General features: G+C 69.5%; 13 protein-coding genes and 7 pseudogenes. 7 read left to right on the plus strand and 13 right to left on the minus strand.

The features are described from left to right. The first annotated feature begins 221 nt into the window (after positions 1-221). Positions 222-1,622, plus strand: coding sequence for an AAA family ATPase (locus tag L2X98_RS05855; RefSeq protein WP_259612621.1), 1,401 nt, complete (start codon positions 222-224; stop codon positions 1,620-1,622). 11 nt (positions 1,623-1,633) lie between these two features. Here the strand turns inward: L2X98_RS05855 and L2X98_RS05860 are convergent. The 10 genes and pseudogenes from L2X98_RS05860 to L2X98_RS05910 all read right to left on the minus strand — a co-directional run bounded on the left by L2X98_RS05860 (position 1,634) and on the right by L2X98_RS05910 (position 11,223). After that, positions 1,634-2,327 (minus strand): annotated as a pseudogene (locus tag L2X98_RS05860) (amidohydrolase family protein). A 76-nt stretch (positions 2,328-2,403) separates the two neighbouring features. Further along, a pseudogene (locus tag L2X98_RS20185) lies at positions 2,404-3,289 on the minus strand (amidohydrolase family protein); the annotation flags it as partial. A 30-nt stretch (positions 3,290-3,319) separates the two neighbouring features. Then, positions 3,320-3,793, minus strand: a complete 474-nt coding sequence (locus L2X98_RS05875; RefSeq protein WP_259612625.1) for a DUF3237 domain-containing protein — start codon at positions 3,791-3,793, stop codon at positions 3,320-3,322. Between the two features lie 16 nt (positions 3,794-3,809). Beyond that, positions 3,810-4,910 carry an ABC transporter ATP-binding protein gene (locus L2X98_RS05880; RefSeq protein WP_354003002.1) on the minus strand — a complete coding sequence of 367 codons (1,101 nt, stop codon included), beginning with the start codon at positions 4,908-4,910 and terminating at the stop codon, positions 3,810-3,812. Further along, positions 4,822-5,418 (minus strand): ATP-binding cassette domain-containing protein, encoded by a 597-nt coding sequence (locus L2X98_RS05885; RefSeq protein WP_259612626.1) that lies wholly within the window; start codon positions 5,416-5,418, stop codon positions 4,822-4,824. The genes L2X98_RS05880 and L2X98_RS05885 overlap by 89 nt, the downstream gene beginning before the upstream one ends. Positions 5,419-5,487: 69 nt before the next feature. Continuing rightward, entirely contained in the window at positions 5,488-6,351 is an 864-nt protein-coding gene (locus L2X98_RS05890) for an ABC transporter permease (RefSeq protein WP_259612627.1), read from the minus strand. Continuing rightward, a complete protein-coding gene (locus L2X98_RS05895) occupies positions 6,348-7,304 on the minus strand; it encodes an ABC transporter permease (RefSeq protein WP_259612628.1) in 957 nt (318 codons plus the stop codon). Before L2X98_RS05895 ends, L2X98_RS05890 begins: the two co-directional genes overlap by 4 nt. Further along, the gene (locus L2X98_RS05900) at positions 7,301-9,043 is read right to left on the minus strand and encodes an ABC transporter substrate-binding protein (RefSeq protein WP_259612629.1); all 1,743 of its coding nucleotides are present in this window, start codon (positions 9,041-9,043) and stop codon (positions 7,301-7,303) included. The genes L2X98_RS05895 and L2X98_RS05900 overlap by 4 nt, the downstream gene beginning before the upstream one ends. A gap of 92 nt (positions 9,044-9,135) precedes the next feature. Continuing rightward, positions 9,136-9,486 (minus strand): annotated as a pseudogene (locus L2X98_RS05905) (DUF3237 family protein); the annotation flags it as partial. Positions 9,487-9,702: 216 nt separating this feature from the next. Next, the gene (locus L2X98_RS05910; RefSeq protein ID WP_259612630.1) at positions 9,703-11,223 is read right to left on the minus strand and encodes a CocE/NonD family hydrolase; all 1,521 of its coding nucleotides are present in this window, start codon (positions 11,221-11,223) and stop codon (positions 9,703-9,705) included. A 244-nt stretch (positions 11,224-11,467) separates the two neighbouring features. On the opposite strand from L2X98_RS05910, the gene L2X98_RS05915 reads away from it, so the two are divergent. From L2X98_RS05915 to L2X98_RS05940, 6 genes and pseudogenes are all read left to right on the plus strand, one after another. Then, positions 11,468-11,986, plus strand: coding sequence for a TetR/AcrR family transcriptional regulator (locus L2X98_RS05915; protein WP_259612631.1), 519 nt, complete (start codon positions 11,468-11,470; stop codon positions 11,984-11,986). Between the two features lie 226 nt (positions 11,987-12,212). Then, positions 12,213-13,991 (plus strand): MFS transporter, encoded by a 1,779-nt coding sequence (locus tag L2X98_RS05920; RefSeq protein ID WP_259612632.1) that lies wholly within the window; start codon positions 12,213-12,215, stop codon positions 13,989-13,991. A gap of 54 nt (positions 13,992-14,045) precedes the next feature. Then, positions 14,046-14,453 (plus strand): transferase, encoded by a 408-nt coding sequence (locus L2X98_RS05925; RefSeq protein WP_259612633.1) that lies wholly within the window; start codon positions 14,046-14,048, stop codon positions 14,451-14,453. Positions 14,454-14,745: 292 nt separating this feature from the next. Continuing rightward, positions 14,746-16,254 carry a CoA-acylating methylmalonate-semialdehyde dehydrogenase gene (locus tag L2X98_RS05930; protein WP_259613212.1) on the plus strand — a complete coding sequence of 503 codons (1,509 nt, stop codon included), beginning with the start codon at positions 14,746-14,748 and terminating at the stop codon, positions 16,252-16,254. An 11-nt stretch (positions 16,255-16,265) separates the two neighbouring features. Next, positions 16,266-17,631, plus strand: a pseudogene (locus tag L2X98_RS05935) (aspartate aminotransferase family protein). Between the two features lie 202 nt (positions 17,632-17,833). Beyond that, positions 17,834-19,255, plus strand: a pseudogene (locus L2X98_RS05940) (aminobutyraldehyde dehydrogenase). A gap of 253 nt (positions 19,256-19,508) precedes the next feature. Here L2X98_RS05940 and L2X98_RS20190 read toward each other — a convergent pair. From L2X98_RS20190 to L2X98_RS22635, 3 genes and pseudogenes are all read right to left on the minus strand, one after another. After that, positions 19,509-20,021: an FAD-dependent oxidoreductase gene (locus L2X98_RS20190; protein WP_354002932.1), complete on the minus strand. Its 513-nt coding sequence runs from the start codon at positions 20,019-20,021 to the stop codon at positions 19,509-19,511. 58 nt (positions 20,022-20,079) lie between these two features. Continuing rightward, positions 20,080-20,502, minus strand: a pseudogene (locus L2X98_RS22630) (NAD(P)/FAD-dependent oxidoreductase); the annotation flags it as partial. Then, positions 20,501-20,896, minus strand: a pseudogene (locus L2X98_RS22635) (NAD(P)/FAD-dependent oxidoreductase); the annotation flags it as partial. The pseudogenes L2X98_RS22635 and L2X98_RS22630, both read right to left, overlap by 2 nt. Between the last annotated feature and the right edge of the window lie 37 nt (positions 20,897-20,933).

Consider the following 20,933-nt stretch of genomic DNA (forward strand, 5'->3'; position numbering starts at 1 on the left):
CTCTCGCTCGGGTGATGGTGCCGGATGCTTCAGCTTATGCGGCCCCGGACCATCTGTCCGGAGCCGGCACGGCGTCCCCGGGCAGGTCCATTCCCGTGCTGTTCTTCGACGATGGAAACGAGCTCGCTGGTCTGGTGGCACGGGCGTGTGGGAGAGTCGATGGCATGTTGCGTGACGACGATCGTGATCTGATGCGTGCCGTCTCCGGGTACCTCCAGCGAGTGAACGAGCTGACAGCCCGGGAGGAGCCGTCGGTCCGGTCGCCGTTGGGTGATGTGATCAGCGACCATCTCGGGGTCGATGCATCGCAGGTGTCCGTCGTGGTGGAGCACATCGCCGACCATCGTCTGGTCGACGCAGACCTCGCGCTGGACGACCTCGCGCAGAGCGACGGCCGCCTTCTCGGCGTCACCGGCGGCGAGCAGCGGCATCATCAAGGACTCGCAGAGTGGATCGCCAACCCGCACACACGCTACGCGCCCGGCCCGGTGGACTACGCCGAGCGGGCCACCGGCCCGAACTCGAGCAGGCGCGTCGTGTCGCTGGGCGTGCGACTGCTGCGCTTCGAAGGCACCCCTCTCGCGCTCGCCCAGCGCGCGGCCGCCCCGCAGTATGGCAGAGCAGACGCCGTGGTCGAAGTCATGAGCGCGGACGATACGGCCGTCTCTCGCTTTCTCGAGGCCCTTCGCCGCACGATGATCGACAGAAGCGTGCTGCGCGGCCAGGTGCTGTCATTTCAAGCCACCGAGTACGGGCGAGACGCCGGCGCCACGTTCGTGGAGCGGCCGGCGGTCCCCACAGACGACATCGTGCTCGCGGAGGGCGTGCTGGAGGAGATCGTCCAGCACGTGATCGGCATCGGGAAACACAGCGACGCGCTGCAGCGCGCGGGTCAGCATCTGAAGCGCGGTGTGCTCCTGTACGGCCCCCCAGGCACGGGCAAGACCCTCACGGTTCGCCATCTGCTCACCGCCACGCCCGACGTCACCGCCGTCGTCCTCACCGGAGCAAGCATCCGCTTCATCGGCCCAGCGACCGAGATCGCACGCACCTTCCAACCCGCGCTTGTCGTGCTCGAGGACATCGACCTCGTCGCCATGGAGAGACATGGCACACCCCAGCCGCTGCTGTTCGAGGTGCTCGACGCGCTGGACGGGCTCGACGGTGACGCCGACGTGGCCTTCATCATGACGACGAACCGCGTCGAAGTGCTCGAACGAGCCCTCGCCGAGCGCCCCGGTCGCGTCGATCTCGCCGTCGAAGTTCCGCTCCCCGCCCCGGGCGAACGGCGCCGCCTGTTCCGCCGGTACGCGCAGAGCCTGCCGTATACGCGTGCGGTGCTTGACGAGGCAGCGGATCGAGCCGAAGGGACGACGGGCTCGTTCGCGAAGGAGCTGATGAGGCGCAACGTGCTGCGCGCAGTTCAGGACGGGCGTGAACCCCGCGACGAAGACCTCACCGCGGAACTCGACCGCCTCATGGACTCACGTGAGCAGCTCACGCGTTCCATGCTCGGATCCAGCAGCGAACACGCGTCCGAGTTGCCTCCGGACGGGTACCACGCATCCGGGCCGCTGCCCGGCGGATACCACGCCGCCACCTTCGGATGGGTCGACGGCTGACCACTGCCGGCTCAACGCTCGAACACGACCTCCCCGGCGACGACGGTGACGGCCGTCTGCAGCGAGACCAGCACCTCGGCCGGCATCTCGAACGGATCGCCGGTCGCCACCGCGAGGTCGGCACGCTCCCCCACTCGCACGCGGCCGGGGCGCCCCAGCACGAGTGATGTCGAACCGCTCGTATACGCCGCGAGCGCCTGAGCCAGCGTCAGCGCCTGATGCTCGGCGTCGAGCGTCGGCGGCAGCGCGCCGGCGGCCAGCGGCGGCACCTCGACCCCGGGCGGCGGCGGCGCCCAGCGGTTGACCGCGACGTGGATCGCGAGCCACGGATCCGCCGGCGACACCGGCCAGTCCGACCCCATCGCAAGGTCGGCGCCGCCGTCGGCCATCGTCCGGAACGGATAGCCGTGCAGCATCCGCTCTTGGCCGATCAGCGTCACGACGAAGGGGTCGGGCGCCGCCCACAGCCCTTGGATGTTCGCGGTCACCCCCAGTGGTCCGAACCTCTTGGCGTCGTCGGGCTCGCACCATCGACAGATGCGCGATGTGGTGCCGCGGCCCGGCGCCGTTCGCCGCCCGCGCCGCTTCGATCGCATCCAGCGCGACCCGAATGCCGCGATCGCCCATGATGTGCAGGTGCAGTGCGAACCCGGCCGCGTCGAGCTGCAGGACGAACTCGCGGATCGCCGCCTCGTCGAAGTGCAAGCTCGCCGGTGAACCCGTCGGCGCTGTGGTTGCAGTACGGCTCGAGGAGTGCGGCCGTCTCGCCGTGCGGCACGCCGTCGATCATCGCCTTCGCCGTCGATGTGTCCAAGCCCGCGGCGGCGTTGCGCTCGCGCAGCTCGACGAACCGTGCGACGAGCGCCGGCACGTCCTCGCGCCGCAGCCCTGGAGCGATCCACAGCGCCCCCGACGTGTCGCTCTTCAGCGTCGACGAGGCGATCCCCCGCAGATACGCGGGCGTGCAGTCGGCCTTGCCGTTGTAGTCGCCGAGGATCGCCTCGTGCCACCCGCTGACACCGAACGACCACAGATATTCCTGCGCGTTCAGCAGCCCGGCGTACATCTCGTCGTCCGTCGCGGGCGGAATGACGCGCCCCACGATCTCCGCCGCCGTCTCGTTCAGGTAGCCGATGGGAACGCCGTCGGCGTCGACGTGGATGTGACCGTTGTGCGGCTGCGGCGTGTGGCGGTCGACCCCGGCGAGCTCCAGTGCGCGCGAGTTGACCCACAGGGTGTGGTGCCCGGCGTCGCTCAGTGCGACTGGCCGGTCGCGGACGATCTCGTCCAGCTGGTGACGGGTCGGCACCGAGAAGAGCTCATGACTCCATCCACCGCCGGTCAGCCACTCGGCATCGCTTGCGCTCCGCTCCCTCTCGGATCAGCGCGAGCGTCTCCTCGACGGTGCGAGCGGGGGTGAGGTCCAGGCTCAGCCGTTCGACGCCGGCGAAGACGGCGTGCGCGTGCGCGTCGACGAAGCCGGGATGGATGAGCCCGCCGCCCGCATCGACGACGCGCGTCGCGGCCCCGGCAAGCTCTTCGACGCGGATGTCGGAACCGATGCGGACGATGCGGCCATCGGCCACGGCCACCGCGGTGCTCTCGGTTCGCGTCCTCCCGTCGAAGACACGTCCATTCGTGATGATGAGGTCTGCCGTCGGTGTCATTCGTCCCAGCTCTCTGCGTCGTCGTGGTGATCAGACCAGCCGGAACACCCGGATGATCACAAGGCCCGGTTCCGCGCGGGCATAGCCGATGAACTGCGACTCGGTCAGCCACCGCAGTTCCGGGTGCTCGGTGCGGAACTGGAACGCCGTGCGGTAGTAGAGCTCCTCTTCGTCGACGGTCTCACCGGCCAGCATCCGATCGAATGTCGCCTCGTCGGTGCGCCAGATGCCGCGATTGACGACCTCCACGGCGGCGGACTGGTCGGCCAGTTCCGCCTCGATGACATACCGCGCGTCGAGGGCGACGGTCAGCCCGCGGCCGTTCCACCAGTCCCCTCCGCTGTCGAGGATCGTGCCGCGCAGACGCGGACCGTCGAACGTCCCGCCCGAGACCCGCGCGAAGTGCAGTCCCTCCCCCGGGACGGGGCCGCCCAGCTGCCGAGGTTCCTCGACCTCGCAGCGCAACTCGAAGCAGTACTCGAAATCGGGCGTCATGAGCGGCATCGGGCGGTCTCCCTCGTCATTGCGGAATGGTCGTACTGCGGGTCACGGTGTAGAGCGAATGCGTGCGGCCCAGACGTCGCCGCCGCGGCTTCCATCCCTCGCGCGGAATCGAATCCAGCAGAAGGCGCGTGTACTCCGCCTGCGGGTCGTCCAGGATCTGCGTCGCCGTGCCGCGCTCTTCGATCCTGCCCTCGCGCATGACCACGACCTGATCGCACAGCCGCCGGATCACCGTGAGGTCATGGGTGATCATGAGAAGTGCCACGCCGGTTTCGCGACGGATCGTGTCCAGCAGCGTCAGGATCTCGACGCGGGTGGTCACATCGAGCGCCGAGACCGCCTCGTCGAGGACGAGCAGCTCGGGGTCGGCGGCCAGCGCGCGCGCGATCGCCACCCGCTGGCGCTGCCCACCCGACAGCGCACGCGGGCGCACGTCGAGGAGCTCCTCCCCCAGCCTGACCTGCGACATGAGCTGGCGCACGCGCGTGCCGATGGCGCCCTTGTCGTTCTTCGGCGAGTGCACCCGGATCGCCTCGACCAGGCATTGACGCACTGTCTGCCGCCGATCCAGCGACTGGTACGGGTCCTGGAAGACCATCTGGGCGGTCTTCGCGCGCTGCCGACGATCGGTGGTGCTGCGGGCCGGCCGGGTCCAATCCTGCCCGACGACGGTGATCGTGCCGCTGTCGGCCCGTTCGAGCCCCAGCAGCAACCGAGCCGTCGTGGACTTGCCCGACCCCGACTCTCCCACGATCCCCAGGGAGCCGCCGGGCGCCAGCTCCAGCGAGACGCCGTCGACGGCGACCAGCGTCTCACGCCGGCCGTCGTCGCCCCGCACCTGGTACGTCTTGTGCAGCTCGCGGGCGGACAGGATCGGCGTCGCCTGATCGTGGTCGGCGCCCAGCGGTGGGGCCTCATCGAGCGCGGCGTTCATCAGGACCCTCGTGTACTCCTCCTTCGCGTCCCGCCGCATGGTCGCCGCGTGCAGGGTCTCGACGATCCGCCCGTGCTGCATGACGGCGACCCGGTCACACACGGCTCCCGCCAGCGCCAGGTCGTGGGTGATGAACAGCAGCGACAGATCGCGATGCGCGCGCAGCTCCGCGATCACCGCCATCACCTCCTCCTGGGTGGTGACGTCGAGCGCTGTCGTGATCTCGTCCGCGAGCAGGATCTCCGGATCCATCGCCAGGGTGGCCGCGATCATCACCCGCTCGCAGCAGGCCGCCGGACAGTTCCGCGGGATGCTGGCGCATGCGACGGCCGGGATCGTTGATGCCGACCTCGTCGAGCAGTTCGATCGCCCGGCGGGTGGCGACCTTCGGCGTGGCGCCCGCGACGTGCACGAGCGCCTCGGTCATGAAGTCGCCGATCGTGCGCAGCGGATTCAGGTGCGCACGCGGGGTCTGGAAGATCATGCCGATTCGTCGCGCACGCAGGTCGCGCAGGTCCCGGCCGCTCATCGTGTCGATATCGCGTCCGTCGATCCTGATCGCGCCCCGGGTCGTGAATCCCTCGGGGAGGATCCCGGCCACGGCCCTGACGGTGAGCGTCTTTCCCGAGCCCGACTCGCCGACCAGGCCCACCGCCTCGCCTCTGCCCACGGTCAGGCTGCTGTCGAACACGAGCTTGCCGCGGGCCGTCGACGCCCGGGGCGAAGACGTCGAGTCCGGCGATCTCGAGGACGGGTGCGCTCATTTGTCCTTCTCCTCGGCCCAGACCGTCACGCGCGCCCCGATGATGCCGACGGCGAGCACGGTGATGACGACGAAGATCGCCGGGAAGACCGACTGCTCGGGGGCTCCGGCGAGGATCCCGGCCTGTCCGCTGGAGATCATCGACCCCCAGTCCGGGTTGGGCGGCTGCTGGCCGAGCCCGAGGAACGAGATGGCGGCGAGGTCGAGCATCGCGTAGCCGAAGCCGACTGCCATCTGCGCGGCCACGATCGGCACCATGGCCGGCAGCAGGTGCCGGAAGCAGATGGCCGCGTTCGACACTCCCTGCACACGCAGTGCCGCCACGTACGGCTTGCCGAGTTCGCGCGCAGCCGCCGTCTGCGAGAGCCTCGCCACGACCGGGATGTACGCGATCGACAGGGCGATGATCGGGGCGAACAGCCCTTTGCCGAAGAGGGCGATCGCCAGCACCGCGACCACCAGGCCCGGAATGGCGAAGATGACGTCGATCAGGCGAGAGATGCCGCCCTGCACCCAGCCGCCGTACCACGCCGCGACCAGCGCGAGCATCACACCCATGAGAGTGGACAGGATGACGACCGCGATCGGGGCGAACACCGTGACACGTGCGCCCACGAGCACACGGGAGAGGATGTCGCGGCCGACGTCGTCGGTCCCGAAGGGATGCGCCAGGCTCGAGGCGCCGTTGACCGGTCCGGTATAGAGCTGATTCGCGTCGAACGGTGCCACCCACGGCCCGATCACCGCGCCGAGCGCGATGATGACGAACATCGCGAGGCCGACCAGGAACATCCAGTCCTTCTTTGCGGCCCGGCGCGCAACGTCGGGAACCGTGCCGCCGGCGATCTGAGCGACGCTCATGCTCTGCTCCCGCCGCCCACGCTCGTGGGATCGATGACGGCGCTGATCAGATCGGCGATGGCGTTGAGCACGACGAAGATGGTCACCAGCAGCAGCGAGATGATCTGGACGACCGGAAGATCGGCGCGGGCCGACGCCTGCACGAGCAGCGCCCCGATACCGCCCACGCCGAACGCGACCTCGGCGATCGCCGAGGCGGCGAACAGGCCGGCAACCGTCGTCCCCGCGATGGCGAGGATCTGCGGGGAGGCGTTCCGGAAGACGTGCACGGCGAAGATGCGCTGCCGGGGGATGCCGCGCACCCGCGCCGTATCGACATGCTCGGAGTGCAGCTGCGCGACGAGGGAGCTGCGGGTGATGCGGCTGATGTAGGCGAGGAAGAGGACTGCCAACGACACCGCGGGAAGGATGAGATGCCATATCCGGTCCCAGAAGCCGCTGCCTTCGCCGTACACCGGGAACCAGCCGAGGGACTTGGCGAAGATCCAGATCAGCAGGATGGCCACGACGAAGGTCGGAAGTGCCATGCCCAGGGACGTCAGGATCGAGACCGTCCGGTCGACCGCGCGGCCCCGGGTGGCGGCGAGGATGCCGGAGCCGACGCCGAAGATCAGGATGAGCAGGACCGTCAGGATCACGAGTTCCAGCGTGATGCCGAACCGGGGGGCCACGAGGGTCATGACATCCGTCTTGTAGATGAAGGAGCGCCCGAAATCCCCGTGGAGAACGCCGCTGAGCCACAGCCAGTAACGCGTCCAGACCGGATCATCGAGGTGGTAGTCGGCCCGGATCTGGGCGACGAGCTCGGGAGTGGGCTTGGCGCCTCCCGCCAGCGCCGCGATCGGGTCTCCCGTCAGCAGCACCGCCGAGAAGATCACGACACTCGCGAGGAACAGCGTCAGCAGCAGGCCGCCGAGCCGCCCCAGCAGCATTCGGGTCAGGGCATTCGTCATGCCGGCTCCTCGCTTCCGATCCTCTGGTCGTTGTCTCGATTGTCCGGCACGGTGGGGCCGCGACCCGTTCGCGGCCCCACCTGCCGTGGCGCTACTTGCCGCCCAGGTGCAGCGCCCAGGGGCTGCTGTAGACGGCGACCGAGGTCGTCACGCCCGTGAGCTTCTTGCTCAGGTAGGTGAGCTGGTACGTGCCCGCCAGTGTCACCTGGAGCTGATCCGGTGCGAAGATCTTCTGCGCTTGCGACGAACTCCTCCGCGGCGGTCTTCGCATCCGTCGCGTTGCGCGCCGCCATCATGTGCTGCGTCACCTCCGGGTTGTCGTAGCCGCTCCAGTTGAAGACCCCGCCCCGGTCGGGCGGCAGGATGAACAGCGACGGGTAGCCGAGCACTCCCGGAGTCTCCAGATACCCCTGGGTCGCGACGAAGTCGACGCCCTCGCGCTTGCTCGGATCGTAGAAGAGAGCGCCGAAGTCGGAGGCCTGCATCTCGTTGATCTCAATGGTCAGGCCGATCTGCTGGCCGGCGGACTGCACGATCGCCGCGGTCTGCTGGAATTCCTTCGCGCCGGCCGGTACGGCGATCGTGAGCGGCTTGCTGACGTCGACCCCGCTCTCCTGGACGAGCTTCTTGGCGGCATCGATGTCGACCTTCGGCTCGGGCAGCGCGTCGTATCCCGCCCGGTAGACGGAGGATTCGTCCATCGACTGGAACGAGAACTCCGGGACGATCGTCTTCTGCACGTATCCGAGCCCGTTGACCACCGTGTCGATGTACTGCTTGCGGTCGATGGCCAGGCTCAGCGCCTGACGGATCTTCGGGTTCGCGGCGGCGGAGGTGGCCGACGTCGGCCCGAAGCTGTACGAAGCGGTCGAGTGGCCGACCGTCAGCGTCCCGGCGCCGTCACCTTGGAAGGCCGCCCGCGAGGCGGGCGGCACGTTGATCGCCCCGTCGATCTCGCCCTGGGTCAGCGCGGTGGCAAGCGTAGAGCCGTCCGCGACGAAGGTGTAGTTCAGGTGCTTCACCAGCGGCGCGCCTCCCCAGTAGTCCTCGTTGGCGACGGTGTCGATCTTGCTGCCCGGCTTCCACCCGCCCTGCTCGAGCTTGTAGGGGCCGGTGCACATCAGGCCGGTGTCGGCCGTGCCGAGCTTCTCGCCGGCCTTCTCGCCGAAGGCCTTCTCCATGACCGCCCCGCCCTGACCGCTGATGGCATCGCGGAATGTCGTGTCGGGGGCGACGAAGTGGATGGTGACCTCGTGCGGACCGGTGACGACGATGCCGTCCTTCGGCTTGATGAGGGTGAAAGCGCCGTACCACTGCGACGCGGGGTTCATGTTCAACCCGAGGCTGTAGACGACGTCCTCCGCGGTGACCGGCTTGCCGTCCCAGAACGTCACGTCGTCGCGCAGCGTGATGACGAAGGTCACCGGGTCGACGAACTCGGCGCTCTCTGCGATGCCCGGCTTGATCGAATAGTCGGGCTCGAGCGACAGCAGGTTGTCGCAGAGGTTCGGGATGATGAGGTTCGCCGACGACGCGGGGTTCAGCGTCGCCGGCTCCCCCTCGACGATGGCCCAGGTCACCGTGTCGACGGGGGTGGTCCCCGCCGGCAGGGAGTCGACCAGGGTGATGTTCTCGGTCTTGCCGTTGTCGGCGTCGCTGCCGTCGCGGGCGGTGCATGCGGTGAGCGTGAGCATGGCCACGCAGGCGAGCGAGCCCACCGCCAGTGCGATTCGTTTCATGTGACGTTCCGTTCGGATCTGCACGGCCCGATACCGGATCACTCCGGTCTGCGGTCGCTGGATGGAAAGAGGTGCTGTTCGGGTGTCGGTGTTCAGTTGCGCGCAATGACGTCGAAGACGCCGCCGTCAGGCCAGCCGGTACACGCGGATGCAGACCTGGCCGTCTTCATCCCGTGCGAGGCCGACGAACTGGTTCTCGGCGAGCCAGCGGTGCTGCGGGCATCGGTCTGGAAGACCGGGGCCGTCCGGAAGTAGAGGCCCGGCTCATCCTCGGGGATGTCCTCGCCGCGCTCCATCCGCTCGATGAGCTCCGACGTCGCCCGGAAGTAGCCGCGGTTGAGGATGTCGATGACAGCCCCGTCGTCGGCCCGGATCAGGTAGCGCGCCTCGAGCTGCGCGGTGCCGAACCGCTCGACGGCCCAGTCGCCGCCGCCGGAGAGGACTTCGCCGTTGAGCCGGGGCCCCGCGACGCTTCCCCCGACACCGGGGTGAACGACAGCTTCTCTTCCGGACCGCGGCCGATGTGGAAATCGGGTTGGATCGTCGCTCGGATCTCGAAGACGTACTCAAGAGTGGGTTCCATCACGGCAGCTCTCCTTCGAGGACGGACAGGGTCAGGGCGAATGCCTCGGGGCCGCCGATGACGAGTGACTGGCTGTTCACGCGGGTCGGCCCCCACGTCCAGGGATCGGCGCCGGTGCCGGTCTGCGGCAGGAACTCCGGGTAGTCGCTGCCTGGAGATGTGCACGCGCAAGCCGGTGGCCGGCGCGGAGGCGATATCCGATCTGGCCGAGATCGACATCGACGGTCGCGGCCTCGGTGGCATCGGCCAGCTGAACCTGGCCTCGCGCTATTCGCAGGGCCGTGCCGTCGGGGGCGACATCGAGGACGCGGACGAAGAAGTCCAGCACGGGTCCGTCCGACCACACGCGGGCGCGGGCGCTGACGGGGCCGGCGAGGTCCACATCGACCGCCAACGGCTCGGAGTCGAAGCGCAGCACGTCGTCGCGGTCGCCGATCTGCGCCTCGTCCGGGTGGAAGAGCAGGTAGGAGAAGGCGTCGGGAACGCTGGAGGGGACGAGGTCATCGGGATCGTGCACCCACGTGCGCACGTGGGCACCTTGCTCCGCCTGGGACGCGAGCGAGCCGGATGGGGTCGGAAACAGCGTGACCGGGCTCGCGGCACGGGGCGGCCATGACGGCTCCTCGCGCATCTCGTCGGTGCCGCCGAGGCTCCAGATGACGCGGGGCACATCGGCGGCGACGCCGTTGTCGCGGACGAACACCTCGAAGAAGGCGAGCGCCGGGTCGAGAGTGCGGGGCAGCAGATCGCGAATCTGCCGCTCGCTGCGCTCCATCACGCGGTCCTCCTCGGCGTCGAGCAGCTGGAAGGACTCGTGGTCGATCGATTCGATCCGCAGGTAGTGGTGGGCGTCCCAGTTCGGGTGGTGTGCGATGCGATCCACATCAGCCCACGCCAGCGGCGCGCAGTTGTCCCACCAGCCGATGGTGTGCAGCGTCGGCACCGAGCGTCCCGCGAAAGGGTCGCCGGCCGGAAAACGAGGCAGGACGGGGTTCGGGTACCACTGATCGTACGAGAGCCCGCGCCCACCGACCTGTGCCATGAACTCCTCCGCCTGCGCGGCGAATTCGCGGCGCGACGAGTCGAGCTGCCAGATCAGCATGTCGTTGTCGAAGAACTGCGTGAGGGGATACATGTAGGTCACGGTCCACTCCACCGCGCGCGTGCGCTGCCCGGGCCTGCGACGCACCGGCTCACCGAGACCGGTGCCGGTCACACGCGGAGCGATGGCTTTGAGCGCCGGATGGCCGCTGGCGGCCGCCGCCCATTGCGTGTAGCCGAAGTAGCTGTCGCCCCACATCGCGACCCGGCCGTTCGACCAGGGCTGCCGGGTGATCCACTCGATCGTGTCGTAACCGTCGTCGACCTCGTTCACGAACAGGAGGGCGTCGCCCTCCGACCGGAACTTGCCACGGACGTCCTGGGCCAGCACGCGATAGCCGTGCCGCGTGAAGTATTCGGCGATGAGGGGGATGAAGCAGTACACGCCCGACTTGTCGTACGGCAGCCGAATGAGGATGGTGTCGCCCGCCGTCGTGTCGGGTTCCTCCGGCGCACCCGGCAGGTAGACGTCGGCGGCCAGCTTGCACTCCGTCACGGGTGCGGATTCGGGCCGCGAACGAATGCGGGCCTTCGGCGGCCGGCGGGATCCGCAATACCTCGGGCATGGACTCTCCTTCGAGTCGGACAGCAGGGGGCTTCTGCGGTCCGGGTGACGGTCACGTTACGGACTGCATCGTTGATAGTCAAGTATGACTAGACAATCCTTCACCCGATACGCTGAAGCACCTGATAGTTTATAGTCAATACCGACTATTAATGTCAGATGTTCAGGAGGACCCATGACGCGCCCCTCCGTCGCCGTCGAGCGACGTCGGCAGATCGCCGAGGCGACCATCCGGTGCATCGGTGCGCACGGCTATGCCGGCACGACGCTGGATCGCGTCGCGAACGAGGCGGGGATGGCCCGCGGGCATGTGCGCCACTTCGCCGGCAATCGTGACGAAATGCTCGTCGCCGCCGCCTGGTACCTCTATTTCTCGGTCATTCCGGCCGAGGGCGACACGATGCCATCGACCGATGGGTCCTTCCTGCCGTCCGCCGTGCACACCTTCGACGATGCGCTGGACTACCTGTTCGGGGAGTTCGCCGACCCGGGGCCCGAGAACGCGGCGGCGCTCGCCTTCGTCGAGGCCGGACGGACGAATCCGGACATCCACGCGATCGTCGTACGAGCCTACGAGAGCATGCACGAAGAGCTCACGACGCTGCTGACCGCAGCATCCCCCACTCCCCCGTCCAGAAATGCGAGCGGGTTGCGGCGGGCGTCGTCTCGATCGCGCTCGGCAACGTCTTCATGAGCGACATCGAGGTCTCGCCGTCCCGCAACGCGTCCGCCCGCGCGACGGCGGAGCTGCTCGTCGGCACCCTCGGGGGCGCCTCCGCTTCCTGAACGATCGGTCGGTATTCCGCGCGTATAGTGGTGCCGACCCCCGGAAACGGGAGCCGTGCATCCCACGCCGGGGCGACGGCCGCCGTCCCGGTCCCTGTGCGAGGAGGACCGGTGCGAGAGAAGACGATGCCGGCATGACCGTGCGCGAGACGCGGCCTCGGGTCCCACGGCGCACGTCGCTGAGCACCCGCTCCGCGCGCCGGGCACGGCGGGCCGCGATCCGCACCGCGAGCCCGCATTACCGCTGGATCGCCCTGTCGAACACGACGCTGGGCGTGCTGATGGCCTCCATCAACGCGTCGATCCTGCTCATCGCCCTGCCGGACATCTTCCGCGGGATCGGCGTGAACCCGCTCGAGCCCGGCAACACGAGTCTCATGCTCTGGCTGATCATGGGCTACATGGTGGTCACCGCCGTGCTCGTGGTCAGCTTCGGGCGGCTGGGCGACATCTACGGCCGGGTGCGGATGTACAACGCCGGCTTCGCGGTGTTCACCGTGTTCTCGATCCTGCTCGCGGCCACGTGGATGCAGGGCACGCCGGCCGCCCTGTGGATGATCGTGATGCGCATCCTGCAGGGCGTCGGCGGGGCGATGCTGTTCGCCAACTCGAACGCGATCATCACCGACGCCTTCCCGGTGGCCCAGCGAGGGCTGGCGCTCGGGCTGAATCAGGTCGCCGGCATCGCCGGGTCGTTCATCGGGCTCATCATCGGCGGGCTGCTCGGCCCGATCGACTGGCGGCTGGTGTTCCTGGTGTCGGTGCCGGTCGGGGTGATCGGCACCGTCTGGGCCTACATCAGCCTGCATGACACCGGCGTGCGCCGCCGGGCTCGGGTGGACTGGTGGGGCAACGTCACGTTCGCCGTCGGTCTGGTCGCGGTGCTGGTCGGCATCACCTACGGCATCCAGCCGTACGGCGGCCACACCATGGGCTGGACGAACCCCGCGGTGCTGGCGGCGCTGGGCGGCGGCATCCTCGTTCTGATCGTGTTCGGCGTGATCGAGACGCGGGTCGCCGAGCCGATGTTCCACCTGTCGCTGTTCCGCATCCGCGCCTTCACCGCCGGCAACCTCGCCTCGCTGCTGAGTTCGCTCGGCCGCGGCGGGCTGATGTTCGTGCTGATCATCTGGCTGCAGGGCATCTGGCTGCCGCAGCACGGATTCGACTTCGCGTCGACGCCGCTGTGGGCGGGCATCTACATGCTCCCGCTGACGGTCGGCTTCCTCCTGGCCGGACCGGTCTCGGGCTGGCTCAGCGACCGGTTCGGCGCGCGCACCTTCGCGACCGGCGGGATGCTGCTGGCGGCGGCCAGCTTCGTCTGGCTGCTCCTGCTCCCGGTCGACTTCTCCTACCCGCCGTTCGCGGCGGCACTGCTGCTGAACGGGATCGGGATGGGCGTGTTCGCCGCGCCGAACCGGGCCGGGATCATGAACAGCCTCCCGCCGGGAGTGCGCGGGGTGGGCGCGGGCATGAGCACCGTGTTCCAGAACGCCGCGATGGTGCTGTCGATCGGCATCTTCTTCTCGCTGATGATCACCGGGCTGGCCCGGTCGCTGCCGCAGACCCTGTCGGCGGGCCTGATCGCCCACGGTGTGCCGGCCGCCGCCGCGGCGAAGGTCGCGGCGCTGCCGCCGGTGAGCGTGCTGTTCGCGTCGCTGCTGGGCTACAACCCGGTCCAGACGCTGCTCGGGCCGGACGTGCTCGGCCGGCTGCCGGCATCCTCGGCCGCTTACCTGACCGGGCGCGGCTTCTTCCCCTCGCTGATCTCGCAGCCGTTCGCGGACGGGCTGACCGTCGCGTTCGCGTTCGCGATCATCGCCTGTCTGGTCGCGGCGTTCGCGTCGGCGCTGCGCGGCGGGAAATACGCGTACGACGAACCGGTTTCGCAGATGGGGTCGGGAATGAGATGATTTCTTACAGGGTTATTCCTATTACCGGCAGCACCTGATGTCGGGGAGGACACTGTGGGCAAGAACTACGTGGACATCGAGAACGATTCGGGCGAGACCCTGCGCTATCGCAAGCATGCGAACGGGCGCGGGCTGATCGCCCATGGGGCGAAGGTGCACCCGAGCGCCATCGTCGAGACCGGCGCGTACGTCGAACCGCGCGCCCAGATCGCCGCCGGCGTGCATGTCGGCCACGGCGCCTGGGTCGAGGCGGATGCCGTGATCGGCGCGGGCGTGCAGATCGCGCCGCACGCGCACATCGGACCGGGCGCCGCCATCGGCGCGAACGCGAAGATCGGCGTGCGCACGCACATCGGCGATCACGCCATGGTCGCCGTGGGGTCTCTGATCGGCGACGACGAGACCATCGGCGACGGCGAGCGGATCGCGACCGACCGCCGCGGACTGCGGCTGGCCGCCTGAGCCGCACCGGCGACACGCGGCAGCCGGACGAAGCGTCCGGCGAGCCGTGAACTTCGCGACGGATCGGGCCTGCTGACGTGCGGCATCCCCTGGAAAGCTGGGGGCAACACGCGGGAGTGGGGATCAGGCGATCTGTCCGGAAGGACGGGCGCGCGTCCCTCGCCGGGCCGACCGGGCCGGCGGACCCGTGCCGCCCGGAAGGACCCCGATGAACACATCCGCGAGCACGGCCGTGGTCGGATCCGTGACCACAGCATCGTCTGACGACGCGGCCGCGGCATCCGATCTCCCGATGGTCGGCCACTGGATCGACGGCGCTCCCCGCGCGTCGGCGAGCGGGCGCACCGCGCCGGTGTTCGATCCGGCCACCGGCCGGCGTCGCGCCGAGGTCGCGCTGGCCGACCAGGCCGACGTGGATGCCGCGATCGCGTCCGCGCAGCGCGGCTTCCGGGAGTGGGGCGGCTGGTCGATCGCGAAGCGCCAGCGCGTGCTGTTCGCGTTCCGCGAGCTGCTGAACGCCCGCACCCGCGAACTGGCCGAGATCATCTCCGGCGAGCACGGCAAGGTGGTCTCGGACGCGCTGGGCGAGGTCATGCGGGGCCTCGAGGTCGTCGAGCTGGCCTGCGGGTTCCCGCAGCTGGTCAAGGGCGGGTTCAGCGAGAACGCCTCCACCGACATCGACGTGTACACGCTGCGTCAGCCGCTGGGCGTGGTCGGGATCATCTCGCCGTTCAACTTCCCGGCGATGGTGCCGCTGTGGTTCTTCCCGGTCGCACTGGCCGCCGGCAACGCGGTCATCCTCAAGCCCAGCGAGAAGGACCCGTCGGCGGCGCTGTGGCTGGCCCGGCTGTGGTCCGAGGCGGGCCTGCCGGACGGCGCCTTCACGGTGCTGCAGGGCGACAAGCAGGCCGTGGACGGCCTGCTGCACTCCCCCGCGGTGCAGGCGATCTCGTTCGTCGGATCGACGCCGATCGCGCAGTACATCTACGAAGAGGCATCCCGTCACGGCAAGCGCGTGCAGGCGCTCGGCGGGGCGAAGAACCACATGCTGGTGCTGCCCGACGCCGACCTCGACCTCGTCGCCGACCAGGCCGTCAACGCCGGCTACGGCGCCGCGGGCGAGCGTTGCATGGCCGTGTCGGTCGTGCTGGCCGTGGGCGAGGTCGCCGACCCGCTGCGGGCCAAGATCGTCGAGCGCATCGACCGGCTGAGGGTGGGGCCGGGCACGGATGCCGTCGAGCCCGACATGGGGCCGCTGATCAGCGCCGCGCATCGCGACAAGGTCGCCGGCTACGTGGGCGTCGCCGAGCAGGACGGCGCCGACATCGTCGTGGACGGGCGCGGGTTCACCGTGGACGGGCACGAGGACGGCTTCTGGTTCGGGCCGACGCTGATCGACGGCATCCCGACCGACTCCCGCGCCTACCAGGAGGAGATCTTCGGCCCGGTGCTGTCGATCGTGCGGGTGGCCACCTTCCAGGAAGGCCTCGACCTGATCAACTCCGGCCGGTTCGGCAACGGCACGGCCATCTTCACCAACGACGGCGGGGCCGCACGACGCTTCCAGAGCGAGGTGCAGGTCGGCATGATCGGCATCAACGTGCCCATCCCGGTGCCGGTGGCGTACCACTCGTTCGGCGGGTGGAAGGCGTCCCTGTTCGGCGACGCGAAGGCGTACGGCGTGCACGGGTTCGACTTCTTCACCCGTGAGAAGGCCGTCACCGCGCGCTGGGTCGATCCGGCCACGCGCGGCCGCTCCGCCCGGGGCGGCATCGACCTCGGCTTCCCGCAGAACGACTGAAGGACCCGCTCATGACCGACACGCTGCCGACCACCGTCGACCGGGCCGCCGACGCGCGGGTGCGCGCCGACGACCGCGGGCACGTCTTCCACTCGTGGAGCGCGCAGGCCCTCATCGACCCGCTGCCGGTCGCCGGCGGCGACGGCGCCACGTTCTGGGACTACGCCGGCAACAGCTACCTCGACTTCTCGAGCCAGCTGGTGAACCTGAACCTCGGGCACCAGCATCCCGATCTCGTCGAGGCCATCCAGCGACAGGCCGGGCGACTGGCCACGATCCAGCCGTCGATGGCCAACGACGTGCGCGGCGAACTGGCCCGGCGCATCAGCGAAGTCGCCCCCGACGGGTTCTCGAAGGTGTTCTTCACCAACGGCGGCGCCGACGCGGTCGAGAACGCGGTGCGCATGGCGCGCCAGTTCACCGGCCGGCGCAAGGTGCTGGCGATGTACCGCAGCTACCACGGCAACACCACCACCGCGATCTCGCTGACCGGCGACCCGCGGCGCTGGGCGAACGAGCCCGGCGACGGGTCGGTGGCGCGCTTCTTCGGGCCGTACCCGTACCGCTCGCCGTTCCACTCGACCTCGCCCGAAGAAGAGACCGCGCGGGCGCTGGAGCACCTCGAGCAGACGATCGTGCTCGAGGGCGCCGCCACCATCGCCGCGATCATCATCGAGACGATCGTCGGCACCAACGGCATCCTGGTCCCGCCGCCGGGCTACCTGGCCGGGGTCCGCGAGCTGTGCGACCGGTACGGCATCGTCTACATCGCCGACGAGGTGATGGTCGGCTTCGGCCGGATCGGCGAATGGTTCGCGTTCCAGGCGTTCGACGTGGTGCCCGACCTGATCACGTTCGCCAAGGGGGTGAACTCCGGGTACGTGCCGCTGGGCGGCGTGGTCGTCTCGGATCGCATCGCCGGACACTTCGACACGGTGTCGTTCCCCGGCGGCCTGACCTATTCCGGGCATCCGCTGGCGTGTGCGGCCGGCGTCGCCACGTTCGAGGTGTTCGAGCGCGACGGCATCCTCGCGCGGGTCCGCGATCTCGGCGACCGGGTCGTCGGGCCCCGGCTTGCGCGAGATCGCGCGACGGCACGCCTCGGTCGGGGACGTGCGCGGCATCGGCCTGTTCTGGGCGATCGAACTGGTGCGCGACAAGCAGACCCGCGAGCCGCTCGTGCCGTTCAACGCGACGGGGGCGGATGCTGCGCCGGTCGCCGCGGTCGCGGCGGCCTGCAAGAAGGGCGGCGTGTGGCCGTTCACGCACTTCAACCGCCTGCACGTGGCCCCACCGCTGGTGATCTCCGAGGACGACCTCGTGCGCGGCCTCGACGTGATCGATGCCGCGCTGCACGCCGCGGACGAGTACATGTAAGTCCCTGAGCGAGCCGACACAGGTCCCTGAGCGAGCGAAGCCGACACAGGTCCCTGAGCGAGCGAAGCGAGACGAAGGGCCGGAAGGATCGAACCAACACAGGTCCCTGAGCGAGCGAAGCCAACACAGGTCCCTGAGCGAGCGAAGCGAACACAGGTCCCTGAGCGAGCGAAGCGAGACGAAGGGCCGGAAGGATCGAACCATGACCCTGCACAACATCATCGACGGCGCGGCGGTCGAGCCGTCCGGACCGCTGCTGGATCTCGTCTCACCCGTGACCGGCGAGGCCTATGCACAGGCCGGAGTCTCGACCGCCCTGGACGTGGATGCCGCGTTCGCCGCGGCATCCCGCGCCTTTCCGGGCTGGCGCGATGCGACGCCGGCCGCCCGCCAGCTGGCGCTGTTCCGGCTCGCCGACGCTCTTGCCGCGCACGCGGACGAGTTCGCCGACCTGGAGTCGCGCGACACCGGCAAGCCGCGGGCGAGCCTGGTCGCCGACGAGATCGACCAGTCGGTCGATCAGCTTGCGGTTCTTCGCCGGCGCGGCCCGCGAGCTGAACGGCCGGGCGGCGGCGGAGTACGCCGAGGGGTTCACCTCGTACGTGCGGCGCGAGCCGATCGGCGTGGTCGCGCAGGTGACGCCCTGGAACTATCCGCTGAACATGGCGATCTGGAAGATCGGGCCGGCCCTGGCCGCCGGCAACACCGTGGTGCTCAAGCCGAGCGAGACCACGCCGTCCACGACGGTGCGGCTGGCCGAGCTGGCCGCCGAGATCCTGCCGGCGGGCGTGTTCAACGTCGTCCTCGGTGACCGCACCACCGGCGCGCTGCTGACCGAGCATCCTGTGCCGCAAGCTGGTCGCGATCACCGGCTCGGTCCGGGCGGGGATGCAGGTGGCCGCCGCGGCGGCGAGCAGCCTCAAGCGCGTGCATCTCGAGCTCGGCGGCAAGGCGCCGGCCGTCGTGTTCGCCGACGCCGACCTGGCACGTGCCGCCGCCGGGATCGCCCAGGCGGCGTTCTTCAACGCCGGGCAGGACTGCACCGCCGCGACCCGGGTGCTGGTTCAGGCATCCGCCCACGACGCGCTGGTGCGCGAGCTGGTGGCATATGTGCGGGGCAACATCCGCACCGGCGCACCCGATTCGGGGGCCTTCTTCGGGCCGCTGAACAACGCCGGGCAGCTCGAGCGCGTGACCGGGTTCATCGACCGGCTGCCCGCGCATGCGCGGATCGAGACCGGCGGGCGCCGGCAGGGCGAGGCGGGGTACTTCTTCGAGCCGACGATCGTGTCGGGCGTGCACCAGGACGACGAGATCGTCCAGTCCGAGGTGTTCGGCCCGGTGCTGACCGTGCAGCCGTTCGAGACCGAGGCGGATGCCGTGGCCCTGGCCAACGGCGTGCCCTATGCGCTCGCGACCTCGACGTGGACGACCGACCACGCCACCGCGATGCGGATGAGCCGGGCGCTGGACTTCGGCTTGCGTCTGGATCAACGCGCACATCCCGTTCGTGTCCGACATGCCGCACGGCGGGTTCAAGCAGTCCGGATACGGCAAGGACCTCTCGATCTACGGCTTCGAGGACTACACCCGCGTCAAGCACGTGATGTCCAGCCTCGCCTAGCTCCGCCCCTCCTCTCTCGCCGAGATTGTCCTCCGTCCGCCGAGATTGTCCTCCGTCCGCCGAGATTGTCCTCAACAACCTCGCGGTACCGAGCACAACCTCGCTGAACCAACGACAACCTCGCGGGACGAACGACAACCTGGGCCAACAAACGACAACCTCGCTGAACCGAGGACAATCTCGCGGTACGAACGACAATCTCGGCCAACAAACGACAACCTCGCGCGACCGACGACAACCTCGGCGGGCCGGGTCAGTGACCGGAGATGAGGTCGGCGATGCGCGCGACCGGCGGCGTGCGCGAACCGCCCCGCGCCTCCTGCGCGTCGGCCATGCCGTACGCGGCATAGATCGCGTTCACGGCGATCCAGCGCAGCGGCTCGACCTCCCATTTCCTCGCGCGATGCCCGACCCACGGCAGATGCACGAGGTCGGTGTCGCGCTCGAGCACGAGATCGGCCAGCGTCCGCCCGGCCAGGTTCGTCGCCGTCACACCGGTCCCGACGTATCCGCCGGCCCAGCCCAGCCCGGTGCGCCGGTCGTGCCCGACCGACGCGGCCCAGTCGCGCGGCACCCCCAGCACGCCCGACCACGCATGCGCGATCGGCACCGCGGCCGCCGCCGGGAACGCCCGGTGCAGCAGCCGGGTCAACCCGCGGACGGTGCGGTCCTGCGTGCGCCCATCGGTGTCGACCTTCGACCCGTACCGGTACGGCACGCCGCGACCGCCGAACGCGATCCGCCCGTCGGCGGTGCGCTTGCGCATACGTGTACACGTGCGCCAGGTCGCCCAGCGTGTCGGCGTGCGCCCAGCCGATCTGCTCCCATACCGCCGCCGGCAGCGGTTCGGTCACCAGCAGCGACGAGTTCATCGGCAGCCACGTGCGGTGCTCGCCCCGCAGATTCGCCGTGAATCCCTCGGTCGCCCGCAGCACGTGCGCGGCCCGCACCGACCCGCGTGCCGTGCGCACCAGCCCCGGCTCGATCGAGACGGCCGGCGTGTCCTCGTAGATCACCGCACCCGCCCGCTCGACCGCCGCCGCCAGCCCGCGCACGAGCTTGGCCGGGTGGATGCGGGCGCAGTGCGGATGCCACATCCCGCCGAGCGGACGGTCCACAGCGACCCGCTCTCTGGTCTCGGCCGGCCCGAGCGCGGCGACATCCGCCCCCGGCCAGTCCGCCTCGGCGGCCACGACCGCCCGCAAGCCGGGCGAGCTGCGCCGGCGTGTAGGCGACGTTGAGCTCACCGCCCTTCGCGATGTCGCACGCGATGCCCTCGACGCCGGCGACCCGGATCACCTCGTCCACCGCCGCGTTCAGGGCGGCCTGCTGACGGATGCCGCCGTCCCGGCCGTACCGCTCCCGTCCGCCGGTCACCGAATTCGTCAGCCACCCGCCGTTGCGACCGGATGCCCCGAACCCGGCGAAGCGCGCCTCCACGACCGCGACCCGCATCGACCGGTCGAGCGTGCGCAGGTAGTACGCCGCCCACAGTCCGGTGAACCCGGCACCGACGATGCACACGTCCACGTCGACATCGCCCGGCAGCGGCTCTCGGGGGCTCGGCAGACCGAGCTGCTGCCACCAGAACGACACGCCGCCGTTGCGCATGCGACCACCCTGTCCAGATGCGTTTTCCATCTCTTGCGAGCCATCCTAGCTACGGAATCCCTCTTGT

Origin of the sequence: Microbacterium elymi, assembly GCF_021582895.2 — a bacterium.
Classification (GTDB): Bacteria; Actinomycetota; Actinomycetes; order Actinomycetales; family Microbacteriaceae; genus Microbacterium; species Microbacterium humicola.